Here is a 13,195-nt window from a genome sequence, read left to right on the forward strand (position 1 = left end):
CTGCAGGCTGACGCATCGACAAAGGAGCAGCTCATGGCCGATGTTGTGCGTGCCGCACTGGTCCAGGCGACCTGGACCGGCGACACCGAATCGATGATCGCGAAGCACGAGGAGCACGCCAGAGCGGCGGCTGCTCAGGGCGCGAAGATCATCGGCTTCCAAGAGGTCTTCAACGCCCCGTACTTCTGCCAGGTCCAGGAGCCGGAGCACTACCGCTGGGCCGAGTCCGCGCCCGACGGCCCGACCGTACGCAGGATGCAGGCACTCGCCCGCGAGACCGGCATGGTCATCGTCGTCCCGATCTTCGAGATCGAGCAGTCCGGCTTCTACTACAACACCGCGGTCGTCATCGACGCCGACGGCACCCTCCTCGGCATCTACCGCAAACACCACATCCCGCAGGTCAAGGGCTTCTGGGAGAAGTACTACTTCAAGCCGGGGAACAGGGGCTGGCCGGTCTTCGACACGGCCGTCGGAAAGGTCGGCGTCTACATCTGCTACGACCGCCACTTCCCCGAAGGATGGCGGCAACTGGGCCTCAACGGCGCCCAGATCGTCTACAACCCCTCCGCCACCTCCCGCGGACTGTCCGGCCACCTCTGGCAGCTGGAGCAGCCCGCGGCCGCCGTCGCCAACGAGTACTTCATCGCCGCGATCAACCGGGTCGGCGTGGAGGAGTACGGCGACAACGACTTCTACGGCACCAGCTACTTCGTCGATCCGCGCGGCCAGTTCGTCGGCGAGGTCGCCAGCGACAAGGAAGAGGAACTCGTCGTCCGTGACCTCGACTTCGCGCTGATCGACGAGGTCCGGCAGCAGTGGGCGTTCTATCGCGACCGGCGCCCCGACGCGTACGGCGGGCTGGTGCAGCCGTGACCCACGACTCCGCGGAGCTGCACGCCCGCCACCGGTCCGTCCTGCCGTCCTGGCTCAGCCTCTACTACGAGCGGCCGCTCGAACTCACCCACGGCGAGGGCCGCTACGTCTGGGACATCGAGGGCAACCGCTACCTCGACTTCTTCGGCGGCATCCTCACCACCATGACGGCGCACGCCCTGCCCGAGGTCACCAAGGCCGTCGGCGAGCAGGCCGGCCGGATCCTGCACACCTCGACGCTCTATCTCTCCCGCCCCATGGTCGAGCTGGCGGAGCGGATCGTCGCGCTCTCCGGCATCCCCGACGCCCGGGTCTTCTTCACCACCTCCGGTACGGAGGCCAATGACACGGCCCTGCTGCTGGCGACCTCGTACCGCCGCTCCAACCAGATCCTGGCGATGCGCAACAGCTACCACGGCCGGTCCTTCTCCGCCGTCGGCATCACCGGCAACCAGAGCTGGTCCCCGACCAGCCTCTCGCCGCTCCAGACGCTCTACGTCCACGGCGGGGTACGCTCCCGCGGCCCGTACGCCCAGCTCTCCGACGCCGACTACATCAAGGCCTGCGTCGCCGACCTGGAGGACATGCTCCAGCAGACCGCGGGCGGCGTCGCCGCGCTGATTGCCGAACCGGTGCAGGGGGTCGGCGGCTTCACCGCGCCCCCGGACGGCCTGTACGCGGCGTTCCGTGAGGTCCTCGCCCGTGAGGGCATCCTCTGGATCAGCGACGAGGTCCAGACCGGCTGGGGCCGCACCGGAGACCACTTCTGGGGCTGGCAGGCACACGCCGAGAACGGCCCGCCGGACATGCTGACCTTCGCCAAGGGCATCGGCAACGGCATGTCCATCGGCGGTGTCGTCGCCCGCGCGGACATCATGAACTCCCTCTCCGCGAACTCCATTTCCACCTTCGGCGGCAGCCCCGTCACCATGGCCGCCGGCCTCGCCAATCTCACCTACCTCCTCGAACACGACCTCCAGGGCAACGCCCGGCGCGTCGGCGGCCTGCTCATCGAGCGGCTGCGGGCCGTCGCGGCCGGACTCGATGTCGTACGGGAAGTGCGCGGCCGCGGACTGATGATCGGCATCGAGCTGGTCCGCCCCGGCACCGACACCCGCTCGCCCGAGGCCGCATCCCTGGTCATCGAGGCGGCCCGCGAGCGCGGCCTGCTCATCGGCAAGGGCGGCCAGGGCGGCGCCTCGCTGCGGATCGCACCCCCGATGACGCTGACCGTCGCCGAGGCGGAAGAGGGGGCCGACCTGCTCGCGGACGCGCTGCGGGCGGCGCAGGGGAAACCGGTGGGTTCCTGACACCTGTCCACAGCACCGCGGCCGGCTCGGCGCCACCGGAGAGCCGGCCGCGGTGGAACGCGGGGGTCAGGTGGCGGCCACCAGGAAATCCTCTCCGCTCGACGGGCGGAGGCCGTCCGTCCGGTCGGCGAAGTAGCGGTCGGCCAGCGCGGCTCCCGACACGTGCCGGGCGTCCTTGAAGCCGGCTTCGCGGGCCAGCGCCAGCATCTTCTGCGGGGTGTAAAAGCTGATGAACGGCGTCCCGGCCGCTTGCGCCTGTGGCTTGGTCGCCTCGAGCGCGGCGCGGTCGGCGTCATCGATGAGTTCGGCCGGCAGCATGAACGTCATGGCGAGCGTCGAGCCGGGGGTCAGCCCGGCGAGCCGGCGCAGGGTCGCCGCGGTGGCGTCCTTGGTGAGGTACATGGTGACGCCGGCGCAGACGACGACCGCCGGCCGGCCGGGATCGAAGCCGGCGTGGCACAACTGCTCCCACCAGTCCCCGCCCGCCTCGAAGTCGACCGGCACCAGCCGCAGCCAGTCGGGGATTCCGTAGCCGAGCTCGATCAGGCGTCGGCGCTTCCAGGCCTGGGTGTCCGGCTGGTCGATCTCGAAGATCCGTAGGTGGGCGGCCGCCTCCGGTCTGCGCTGGGCAAAGGTGTCGAGTCCGGCCCCCAGGACGACGTGCTGGGTGATGCCGTGGTCGATCTGCTCGGCAACCAGGTCCTCGATGAAACGCGCGCGGGACACGATGGCCGCGCGGAAAGTGCTGGTGGTGTGCGGGTCCATGTCCGGTCGGCGTCGCCATCCCTCGTCAGGGGCGGCGAGCTGCAGGCCGATCTCGTCCTCGAGCACGTGGGGCGGCGGGTCGATCTGCACGTGTAACGCCCGCCAGAGGGCGACCCGCACCGCGGTGCTGTCCGGCACCTCGTTCTGCTCGTCTGTCACGATGTTCCTCTCCTTGGGTCAGTTCTTGGCCGGGGCCTGGAGGTTCCACAGGCGTCCGTCGGGGTCACGGACGGTCATCATCCGGGTCCCGAAGTGGGTGTCCTCGAACGGTGTGACCACCTCGACTCCAGGGTCGGGACGGAACGCATCGGCGTCGGGCACCTTCAGCACCAGCCGCATCTGGGGCTCCTGGTCCGCGGGCACCTCGGCGATGAAGAGGGAGGGGCCGTCGCCGTTGCGGAGCTGTCCGGAGTTGTGGTCCGTGGAGAACTCCAACTCGTAGCCCAGTGACTGGAAGAACTTCGCGGACTTCCCCCAGTTATGGGTCTCGATGAACACGGCTTCGATGCCTTCGGTCGTCATGTCAGCTCTCCTTGTCCGACGCTTGCTCTTGCTTGTGACGGGGGTCATCGAGGTAGGCGCGCAGCGCCTCGGCGACCAGCGCCGACAGCGACAGCTCCGACTCGATGGCGCGGTACTTGACCTGCTTGATCAGCCCGATCGGCAGGTACACGTTGAACTGCTTCACATCCTCGTCTCCCACAAGAGAGAGAGTAGCATCCTAATTTGCTAGCATACTAGGGATGTGGGTCGTGGGCCCGGCGCCGCAGAGCGCGGGTCAGGGTGCCACGTCCTCGTATGTCCGCCCGGCCGCCGCGCTGTTGAGGTACACGGTGGCCTTTCCCGTTACCCCGGGCCCGCTCGCGCGAGGTGCGCTAACTCCCCGCCACCACTGCCCGTACGGTCTCGGCCACCAGCGTGAAGAAGCGGGTGTGGGCGCGGCGGCTGCACGGGGCCTCCGGGTTCCAGGTCAGGATCCGGGCCCCGGCCTCCAGGGCGCGCCAGTGTGCGTCGGCGCGCAGTTGCGCGGGCCGGGCGGCGTTGACCCGGGTGTCCGTCAGCACGATGTCCGGGCGCATTCCGGCGGCCTCCGCCCAGCCGACCGTGGACCAGTTCGCACCGGATCCGGCGGTCGGCTCCAGCAGGTCGACACCCTGCTCGGCCAGCGCCCGCAGATCCGGCCAGGCGCCCGGCCGGGCCAGATGGACCCGCTCGCGGTCGCCGGGCGACAGTGCGAGGACACGCGGCCGCACCGGGCCCCCGGTCGCCTGCCGCAGCACGTCCTCCGCCGCGTCCAACTCCCTTGCCGCACCCAGCGGTTCACCCTTCCCCAGCGATCCCGCGAGCGCCGCGAACCGTTCCCGTACCTCGGCGAGCCCCCGCCCCGGCCCCACCGCGACGGCCGCCACCGGGACATGCGCCTCCAGCTCCAGCGCGGTCTTCGGCTCGAGCCCGTAGATCTGCTCGCCGTCATAGGTGACGGCCACGACGAGATCCGGCTCGGCCTCCAGCAGCGCGTCCGGGTGCAGCGCGCCGCCCGCGCCGAGATACGGGATCTCCGCCAGCGGCAGTTCGCCGGCCTTGGCCGGGTCGGGGGCGGCGCCGTCGTGCTGGGACCCGAAGATCCCCACGGGGCGGATGCCGTGGTCCCACAGCGTCGCCCCCGCCTGTATGTAGGTCACGATCCGCGCCGGTCGGTCCCCGGCCACCGCCAGGCGCCCGCGGTCGTCGGAAAACTCCCACGGCGTGCTCTGCTCCATGACGTGTCGCCTTTCTGACGTCCTGTGAGATGGGTGATGTCGTCGTCTGCGTCCTGAGTTCGTCTTCCTGCCTTGTCGTACGGCCCGTTCCGGCGTCCTCGTTCTGCCCGCCGCGGCGCCTTCGCACCCCTCCGTGGCCGGTCCCCCCACAAGCGGTGGGCCGGGCTCCGATCGCCGCCGGCGTTCAACCGTCCAGCTGATCGTCGGCGCAACACGAACGTCCCCGCTGATTAACGGTCACGGTATTGCCACCGTGGATGACATGCTTCTACGGTCTCCTTCTCGACCGGAATCTACGGGTGTAGACCGGTTGTGGCATGGCGTCAGCGGAGCAGGCATGCCGAGGAGACGGCGCACGTCGCGCTCCGCCTTCCGGTGCCGCCGAGGTTGCTGGTGTGGAAGGAGCAGGGATTGTGAGCCGTACGGTCATCCGGGGCGGACTGGTCATCACCGCCGCCGAAGAAATGCACACCGACGTCCTGGTGGAGGAAGGCCGGATCGTCGCCCTCGCCGCGCACGGCAGTCCGTACGCCGAGAGCTGGAGCCGTTCCGCGGACCGCACCATCGACGCCACCGGCAAATACGTCATCCCGGGCGGCGTCGACGCGCACACCCATATGGAGTTGCCGTTCGGTGGCACCTTCGCGTCGGACACCTTCGAGACCGGCACCCGCGCCGCCGCCTGGGGCGGCACCACCACCATCGTCGACTTCGCCGTCCAGGGCCGTGGTCAGGCGCTGCGCCAGGGCCTGGACGCCTGGTACGCCAAGTCCGATGCCCAGTGCGCCATCGACTACGCGTTCCACATGATCCTCTCGGACGTCAACGAGAGCACGCTCAAGGAGATGGACCTCCTCGTGTCGGAGGGAGTCACCTCGTTCAAGCTGTTCACCGCCTACCCGGGCGTCTTCTACAGCGACGACGGCCAGATCCTGCGGGCGATGCAACGGGCCGCGGGCAACGGTGGGTTGATCATGATGCACGCCGAGAACGGCATCGCCATCGACGTCCTCGTCGAGCAGGCGCTGGCCGAGGGCCGCACCGACCCCCGCTACCACGGCGAGGTCCGGCACGTCCTGCTGGAGGCCGAGGCCACCCACCGCACCATCCAGCTGGCGCGCGTCGCCGGCGCACCCCTCTATGTCGTCCATGTCTCCGCCGAGGAAGCCGTCGCCGAGATCGCGGGGGCCCGCAGGATGGGGCTGAACGTCTTCGGCGAGACCTGCCCGCAGTATCTGTTCCTGTCGACCGACAACCTCGCCGAACCGGACTTCGAGGGCGCCAAGTACGTGTGCTCCACACCGCTGCGGCCGCGCGAGCACCAGGCGGCGCTGTGGCGCGGACTGCGGACCAACGACCTCCAGGTGGTCTCCACCGACCACTGCCCGTTCTGCTTCCAGGGCCAGAAGGAGCTGGGCCGCGGCGACTTCTCCAAGATCCCCAACGGGATGCCCGGCGTGGAGAACCGCATGGACCTCCTCCACCAGGGCGTCGTGGAGGGCCGCATCGGCCGCCGCCGCTGGATCGAGATCGCCTGCGCCGCCCCGGCCCGGATGTTCGGCCTCTACCCGAAGAAGGGCACCATCGCCCCCGGCTCCGACGCCGACCTCGTCATCTACGACCCCACCGCCGAGCAGACCCTCTCCGCCGAGACCCACCACATGAACGTCGACTACTCGGCGTACGAGGGCAAACACCTCACCGGACGGGTCGAGACGGTTCTCTCGCGCGGTGAACTCGTCATCGACCAGGGCGAGTTCACCGGACGCGCGGGCCATGGCCAGTACATCCCGCGCGGCACCTGCCAGTACCTCATTTAAGGAGCGCCGCCGTGGACTTCGGAGTTGTCCTGCAGGCCGACCCGCCCGCATCCGCCGTCGTGGCCCTGATGCGCCGTGCCGAACGCAACGGATTCCGCTACGGCTGGACCTTCGACTCGGCCGTCCTGTGGCAGGAACCGTTCGTCATCTACAGCCGCATCCTGGACCACACGGACCGCATGATCGTCGGCCCGATGGTCACCAACCCCTCCACCCGCACCCCGGAGGTCACCGCCTCCACCTTCGCCACCCTCAACGAGATGTACGGCAACCGCACCGTCTGCGGCATCGGACGCGGCGACTCCGCGATGCGGGTGGCCGGCCGGCCACCCAACACCCTGGCCCGGCTCGGCGAGGCCATCGGCGTCATCCGCGATCTGGCCGAGGGACGCGAGGCGGACGTCGGCGGTGGCCACCGGATCCGGATCCCCTGGATCAAGAACGGCAAGCTGCCGGTCTGGATGGGCGCCTACGGCCCCAAGGCCCTGGAAATGACCGGGCGGCTGGCCGACGGCTTCATCCTCCAGCTCGCCGACCCCTTCCTCACCGAGTGGATGATCAAGGCCGTACGCAAGGCCGCGGTGGACGCCGGACGCGACCCCTCCGACGTCACGATCTGCGTCGCCGCGCCCGCCTACGTGGGCGACGACCTCGGCCACGCCCGCGAGCAGTGCCGCTGGTTCGGCGGCATGGTCGGCAATCACGTCGCCGACCTCGTCGCCCGCTACGGTGAACACTCCGGCCTGGTCCCCGAAGAGCTCACCGAATACATCAAGGCCCGCGAAGGCTACGACTATTCCCACCACGGCCGCGCCGACAACCCCGACACCGCCTTCGTCCCGGACACCATCGTCGACCGCTTCTGCCTGCTGGGCCCGGCCGAGGCCCATATCGACAAGCTGCGACGGCTGAAGGAACTGGGCGTCGACCAGTTCGCGGTCTACGCCATGCACGACGCCAAGGAATCCACCATCGACGCGTACGGAGAACGGATCATTCCCGCATTCGCCGACTGAACGGGCGCCGGGGCGGGGCCGCGGCCCCGACCGCCGGTGGCCCGCCCGGACGAAAGGCCCCGTATGACCGCGCCCTTCCCGCCCGTGCCACCGCAGCTCCCCGGCTCCCCGCCGGACCAGATCACCGCCCCGGACGGCCGCATCGAGCCGGCCCCCGGGGCCCTGGACCCGCACGGCCGCTACGTCAACGCCGACCTGCGCCCGGTACCGCTGGCCGAACGCCGCTGGACCACCTACAACTTCACCGCCCTGTGGATCGGCATGGCCCACAACATCCCGTCCTGGACGCTCGCCTCGGGCCTGATCGCCCTCGGCATGGACTGGCGCCAGGCCGTCCTCACCATCGCCCTGGCCAATGTCATCGTCCTCGCACCGATGCTGCTCACCGGCCATGCCGGACCCAAGTACGGGATCCCGTTCCCCGTCCTGGCCCGCGCCTCCTTCGGCCTGCGCGGCGCCAACCTCCCCGCGCTGATCCGCGCCGCCGTGGCCTGCTGCTGGTTCGGCATCCAGACCTGGATCGGCGGCCAGGGCATCTACATCCTGCTCGGCAAGATAGCCGGCGGGGACTGGGCCGAGGCCGCCACCATCGGCGGCTACCCCTGGACCCTCTGGCTCTGCTTCCTGCTCTTCTGGGCCGCCGAACTGGCCATCATCCACCGGGGAATGGAGACCCTGCGCCGCTTCGAGAACTGGGCCGCACCCTTCGTCCTCGTCGGAGCCGTCGCCCTGCTGGCCTGGATGGCGGTCAAGGCGGGCGGGTTCGGCCCGCTGCTGGACCAGCCGAGCGCGCTGGGCTGGGGCGAGGACTTCTGGCCGGTCTTCTTCCCCTCCCTCATGGGAATGATCGGCTTCTGGGCCACCCTCTCGTTGAACATCCCCGACTTCACCCGCTTCGGCGCCGGTCAACGTGCCCAGGTCTGGGGCCAGTCCCTCGGCCTGCCGACCACCATGACGGCGTTCGCCCTGCTCTCCGTACTGGTCACGTCCGGCTCCCAGGCCGTCTACGACGCGCCGGTCTGGGACCCGGTCGCCCTGGCCGGCAAGGCCGACAACGTCTTCGGCCTGCTGTTCGCGCTCGTCACGGTCCTGATCGCCACGATCTCCGTCAACATCGCCGCCAACGTGGTCTCGCCCGCGTACGACCTGGCCCACCTGGCGCCGAAGTTCATCACCTTCCGCACGGGCGCGCTGATCACGGGCGTGATCGGCGTCCTCATCCTCCCGTGGAAACTCACCGCCACACCCGAGCTGTACATCTTCACCTGGCTCGGCGTGGTCGGCGGACTGCTCGGTACCGTCGCGGGCGTGCTCATCGCCGACTACTGGATCATCCGGCGCACCGTCCTCGACCTCGCCGGTCTCTACCGTCCAGGCGGCCGCTACTGGTACACGGCCGGCTGGAACTGGCGGGCGGTCGCCGCCTTCGCCACCGGCGGACTGCTGGCGGTGGGCGGCTCGTACTCCCGGCCCGGAAAGGGCCCGTTCCCCGCCGACGGCCTGATCCCGTTCCTCAAGCCCCTGGCCGACTACGGCTGGGCGGTGGGCCTCGCCGCCGCACTGACCCTCTACACGCTGCTGATGGCGGGCACGCGGCGCGGGACAGCGCCGCCCCGCCCTACGGTGCCGGGGCCGGCCACTCCGCCGGGCTGAAGCCGCCCCGCTCTACGGCACCCGGGCCAGCCACTCCGCCGAGCTGAACTTGTCCGCCGCCAGCTCCCGCGCCCGCGCCAGCTCCGCCTCCGAGACCGCCCCGTCCGACCCGCCGTAACGGGCCCGGAAGGACGCGATCATCCGCGCGATGACCTCGGAGCGCGGCAGCCCGGTCTGCCGGCGCAGCGGATCCACCCGCTTCTTCGCGCTGGCGATGCCCTTGTCCGACAGCTTCTCCCTGCCGATCCGCAGCACCTCGACCATCTTCTGGGCATCGATGTCGTACGACATCGTCACGTGATGCAGCACCGCCCCGGCACCCGCCACCACCCGCTTCTGCGCGGCCCCGGCGATCTTCCCGGCGTCCGTCGCGATGTCGTTGAGCGGCTTGTACCAGGCCTTGATCCCCATGTCGCCGAGCGCACCCAGCACCCAGTCGTCCAGATAGGCATAGCTCTCGGCGAAGCTCAGCCCCTGCACCAGGGAGTCCGGCACGCAGAGGGAGTACGTGATGGTGTTGCCGGGCTCCACGAAGGTCGGACGGGGAAGACACTACGAGCCGGCGTGATCACGGGCAAGGGCCTACTCGCCCCTACTCGCCCTGCCGGTTGCCGCGCGGCAACCGGCAGGGCGCGGTGTTTACGGCACACGTGCGGTCCACTCCTCGGTGGCGAACTTCGTCCGCACCAGTTCCTCCGCGCGGGCCATCTCTTCCGCCGTGACTTCGCCGGTGGTCAGCCCGTAGCGGTTGCGGAAGGAGGCGATCATGTTCGCGATGACCTGCTCCCGCGCGAGGCCCGTCTGCCGGCGGAGCGGGTCGACGCGCTTCTTGGCGCTCTTGGTCCCCTTGTCGGACATCTTCTCCTTGCCGATGCGGAGCACCTCGAGCATCTTGGCGGCGTCGATGTCGTAGGACATCGTCACATGATGGAGGACGGCTCCAGGGCCGCCATCAGGGCCGACCATGCGCTTCTGGGCGGCACCGGCAATCTTGCCGGCCTCGGTGGCGATGTCGTTCAGGGGCTGGTACCAGGCTTTGATGCCCATGTCGCCGAGTGCGCCCAGCACCCAGTCGTCGAGGTAGGCGTAGCTGTCTGCGAAGGAGAGGCCCGAGACCAGGGATTCCGGCACGGACAGGGAGTACGTGATCGTACTCATGGGCTCTATGAACATGGCCCCACCACCAGAAACACGGCGAACCACGGTCATGCCGTGCTTCGCGGCCCCTTGGGCGTCCACCTCGTTCCGCAGGGACTGGAAGCTGCCGATCACCACAGAAGGCGAGGCCCACTCCCATACCCGTAGAGTCGGGGCTCGCCGCCCAGCGGCCACCTCGGTGGTGATCACCTCGTCCAGCGCCATGTGCAGGGCCGGTGCCTGAGGTTCCACGTGCACCAGCTGCCAGTCGTAGTCGCTCCACTCGGTCGCGTGGGCCAGAGCACGCCGGACGGCGATGCCGACGCCCTCCGCTGTCAGCCCGAGCATCACGGTCGACTCCGGCAGCGCCGCCGTGATCCGGGCGGCCAGTCCTGCAGCGTCCATCGATGAGGGTGAACCCTCAAGGGCTGTGTTGATCGAGAAAATCGCTTCGTCCGGCTCCAGGAAGAAGTCCCCGGCGACTCGCACGTTGCGCAGGACACCTTCCTCGACATCCAGATCTACGACGACCAGCTTGCCGCCGGGCACCTTGTACTCGCCATGCACGGCTTCGTTTTCCTTCCAGCGCGCGGTGTGTTCCTGCGCCTGTTGCTTCGACATTCGGACAGATGCGCACATTACTTGGATTTCACCTTAATACTTGCCCGTAGCGAGTGGATACGCGGCCCCAGGGCCACTGGGGGGCGGAAGGGATGCCGACCTGTTGTCCCGGCTGTCTCCTTCCTCGTTGCCCACGCCCTCGGCATCCCCACCCGTCTGCACACCGGCTGGGGCGCCGACACCGCCGAGACATCGCTCGCCGAGGCCGCTGGCGCGCAACTCCCAGGTGGTGCCCCGTTCCCGTTCGGCGATGACGGCGCGCTGCATGAGCTGCTGGGCTCCGCGCTCGGTTTCGAGCGCCTGGCGGAGCAGGTCGGTCGGGGTCGACGGGGATGAGGCCGTGGGCATCGTCGGCGAGGGTCCACGCGAACTCCGCGAGGATGACGCGGGATTCGTCGAGGGGGGCAAGTGATGGGGACCGGCGGCGAGGACGTCGGCGGGTGCCGGGGTATCGGTCGTCGTGATTGTCAAGCTAGTCCTGACGGATGATCGTGTGCAGGCATTCCGTCAGGTTCATCCTGACGGAATGCCGGACGGGGCCGCGGGCGGTGTTCAGCCGGGATAACCTCCCCACCTCCCCTTATCCGGGATGAACAGCGCCGGGCGGCCCCGCCCGGACAGTTGTCAGGGTGGGCCTGACGAATCGAGCTGATCACTGCCGAGCGGCCCTCGCCGACGAGCACCGTGCCAGCGCCGAGAAGCACCGCGGACTGCCCCGCCATGGGCCGGCGGCGTCGTTGATATGGGACCCAGAGTTCGGTGGCGAAACGGTCCGCAGTGGTTCGATCGCAGCCGTCGGGGCTCTGCTCGGGACGGGCTACTTCGACCCCCCTTGCGGCGGGAGGCGGGTCAGGCCCTTGGCCAACTCTTCCTTGGTCTTGTCAGTGAGGACAACCTGGCTTTGGAGGCGGCCGCAGCTGAGACATACCAGCGCCTCAAGTTCCATGAACTTTTGGGAAAGGCGATGCCGGAACCTCATCCAGATCCCGCTCCAGCCCTTGGCGTACGAACCAGGCTCCACTCGGTATATCTGGTCAGACCCGCATCCCGGACAGGTGCCTTGCCTCATGTCAGTGCTCGTCATACGACACGACCCTAGGCGGGCGCGATTGCTGTGGGACAGGTCCGGCTGCAACGGACTGGTTTCCTCAGCGTTCGTCGTCAGCGCGTGCGTCGAAGGCACCAACTCCCAAGCCGTCGGGCGTGCGGCCTGTGCAGAATTCGCTACCAGGGCCTGGCGAAGACCAGCCTCCAGCACCAGCTCACCGGGACCGCGATCAATCTCGCCCGCATCGACACCCCCTCACCGGCACACCACAGGCCCGCACCCGCACCAGCCACTTGGCAGCACTTTGCCCCGTCGAGCTGACGCTCGACGGGGCAAAGCAGGGCCGAATCAACCAACAGCGTCCCCAGGGATCGGCCCTCACGTGTGGCTGCCGTCGGTGTTGCTGGCGAGGCCGCCGGTCAGGTCACCGGCCGGCCGCGGTCAGCGCCGAGTCAGCCGTTCGACGCCAGGGCGCCGACGTACGTCCACTTGTCGCCCTTGCGGGTCCACTTCGACAGCTAGCTCCGGTCGGGGGAGTTCCTCACCAACGGGGACGGCCGGGTGCGCGGTCCGGGCCCGTCGCGGGCTGCTGCTGGGTGGGCTGGTTGGTGGTCGTGACAGACATGGTTGGTCCTTCGGTGGATGTGTCGAGTTGGCAGTTGGATGCGTGCAACCGACCTTGGACCGGCGAGGAGTTAGCTCCGCAAGTCCAGGTGTCGGTGTCCGGTGGCACCCCCGGACACCGGGAGGAGACTGCACCGCAGGATCTGGTGAAGCGAGTTCTCGCGAATTTGCGCAGAGCCGCTGATGCCCCATCAGTATCTATCAGCCGCCGAATTCATTGACCGCCTCTGACCTGCGACTTTGCGAGCAGCGGGATTTTCGCGAGCGTTTGAATCGGCCCGGCCTCGCTGGTACGGCCGCCGGCGATACCTCGCGGCGGCCCTAGGGCCTGTGTGATGTCGTGATCAATCTTGCCGATTCGGATCCGTCTGGAAGGCGGATTTGGTAGGAAGAGGATCGTGACGCGCAGGCAACTCACCAACGAGCAGTGGAAGTTGATCGAGCCGTTCCTGCCGATAGGCGAGTACGGCCCGTACCCCGAGCGGCTGCGGGATCAGTTCGAGGGCGTGATCTGGCGGTTCAGGACAGGCGCGCAGTGGCGGGAGGTGCCGGGCGAGTTCGGGCC

At 69.0% G+C, this 13,195-nt stretch carries 12 protein-coding genes and 2 pseudogenes; 7 read left to right on the forward strand and 7 right to left on the reverse strand.

What is annotated here, in order from left to right; genetic code table 11:
- Positions 1 to 33: 33 nt before the first annotated feature.
- Together AB0D04_RS22030 and AB0D04_RS22035 are read left to right on the forward strand one after the other, a co-directional pair.
- Positions 34 to 876 carry a nitrilase-related carbon-nitrogen hydrolase gene (locus tag AB0D04_RS22030; RefSeq protein ID WP_362705822.1) on the forward strand — a complete coding sequence of 281 codons (843 nt, stop codon included), beginning with the start codon at positions 34 to 36 and terminating at the stop codon, positions 874 to 876.
- The gene (locus tag AB0D04_RS22035; RefSeq protein WP_362705825.1) at positions 873 to 2,186 is read left to right on the forward strand and encodes an aspartate aminotransferase family protein; all 1,314 of its coding nucleotides are present in this window, start codon (positions 873 to 875) and stop codon (positions 2,184 to 2,186) included. Before AB0D04_RS22030 ends, AB0D04_RS22035 begins: the two co-directional genes overlap by 4 nt.
- 66 nt (positions 2,187 to 2,252) lie before the next feature.
- On the opposite strand, the gene AB0D04_RS22040 is transcribed toward AB0D04_RS22035, so the two are convergent.
- From AB0D04_RS22040 to AB0D04_RS22055, 4 genes are all read right to left on the reverse strand, one after another.
- Positions 2,253 to 3,110 (reverse strand): class I SAM-dependent methyltransferase, encoded by an 858-nt coding sequence (locus AB0D04_RS22040; RefSeq protein ID WP_362705827.1) that lies wholly within the window; start codon positions 3,108 to 3,110, stop codon positions 2,253 to 2,255.
- Between the two features lie 18 nt (positions 3,111 to 3,128).
- The gene (locus tag AB0D04_RS22045) at positions 3,129 to 3,473 is read right to left on the reverse strand and encodes a VOC family protein (protein ID WP_362705829.1); all 345 of its coding nucleotides are present in this window, start codon (positions 3,471 to 3,473) and stop codon (positions 3,129 to 3,131) included.
- 1 nt (position 3,474) lies between these two features.
- The gene (locus AB0D04_RS22050; RefSeq protein WP_362705832.1) at positions 3,475 to 3,654 is read right to left on the reverse strand and encodes a CopG family transcriptional regulator; all 180 of its coding nucleotides are present in this window, start codon (positions 3,652 to 3,654) and stop codon (positions 3,475 to 3,477) included.
- A 172-nt stretch (positions 3,655 to 3,826) separates the two neighbouring features.
- The gene (locus AB0D04_RS22055; protein WP_362705835.1) at positions 3,827 to 4,711 is read right to left on the reverse strand and encodes an ABC transporter substrate-binding protein; all 885 of its coding nucleotides are present in this window, start codon (positions 4,709 to 4,711) and stop codon (positions 3,827 to 3,829) included.
- A gap of 413 nt (positions 4,712 to 5,124) precedes the next feature.
- Here AB0D04_RS22055 and hydA point away from each other — a divergent pair, with 413 nt between their 5' ends.
- The 3 genes from hydA to AB0D04_RS22070 all read left to right on the forward strand — a co-directional run bounded on the left by hydA (position 5,125) and on the right by AB0D04_RS22070 (position 9,200).
- Entirely contained in the window at positions 5,125 to 6,531 is a 1,407-nt protein-coding gene (gene hydA, locus AB0D04_RS22060) for a dihydropyrimidinase (RefSeq protein WP_362705837.1), read from the forward strand.
- An 11-nt stretch (positions 6,532 to 6,542) separates the two neighbouring features.
- On the forward strand, positions 6,543 to 7,547 hold the full coding sequence (locus tag AB0D04_RS22065; RefSeq protein WP_362705840.1) for a TIGR03842 family LLM class F420-dependent oxidoreductase: 1,005 nt from the start codon (positions 6,543 to 6,545) through the stop codon (positions 7,545 to 7,547).
- A 63-nt stretch (positions 7,548 to 7,610) separates the two neighbouring features.
- Positions 7,611 to 9,200 carry an NCS1 family nucleobase:cation symporter-1 gene (locus AB0D04_RS22070; protein WP_362705842.1) on the forward strand — a complete coding sequence of 530 codons (1,590 nt, stop codon included), beginning with the start codon at positions 7,611 to 7,613 and terminating at the stop codon, positions 9,198 to 9,200.
- A 12-nt stretch (positions 9,201 to 9,212) separates the two neighbouring features.
- Here the strand turns inward: AB0D04_RS22070 and AB0D04_RS22075 are convergent.
- From AB0D04_RS22075 to AB0D04_RS22085, 3 genes and pseudogenes are all read right to left on the reverse strand, one after another.
- Positions 9,213 to 9,734, reverse strand: a pseudogene (locus AB0D04_RS22075) (biotin/lipoate A/B protein ligase family protein); the annotation flags it as partial.
- A 105-nt stretch (positions 9,735 to 9,839) separates the two neighbouring features.
- On the reverse strand, positions 9,840 to 10,904 hold the full coding sequence (locus AB0D04_RS22080) for a biotin/lipoate A/B protein ligase family protein (protein ID WP_362705848.1): 1,065 nt from the start codon (positions 10,902 to 10,904) through the stop codon (positions 9,840 to 9,842).
- 87 nt (positions 10,905 to 10,991) lie between these two features.
- Positions 10,992 to 11,306 carry a hypothetical protein gene (locus AB0D04_RS22085; RefSeq protein WP_362705843.1) on the reverse strand — a complete coding sequence of 105 codons (315 nt, stop codon included), beginning with the start codon at positions 11,304 to 11,306 and terminating at the stop codon, positions 10,992 to 10,994.
- 806 nt (positions 11,307 to 12,112) lie between these two features.
- Between AB0D04_RS22085 and AB0D04_RS22090 the strand changes: the two are divergent.
- Positions 12,113 to 12,350 (forward strand): annotated as a pseudogene (locus AB0D04_RS22090) (transposase); the annotation flags it as partial.
- Positions 12,351 to 13,028: 678 nt separating this feature from the next.
- Positions 13,029 to 13,195: transposase (locus AB0D04_RS22095; RefSeq protein WP_362705850.1), on the forward strand; the 167-nt coding region annotated here is incomplete at its 3' end.

Origin of the sequence: Streptomyces sp. NPDC048483, from assembly GCF_040651455.1 — a bacterium.
Lineage (GTDB): Bacteria > Actinomycetota > Actinomycetes > Streptomycetales > Streptomycetaceae > Streptomyces.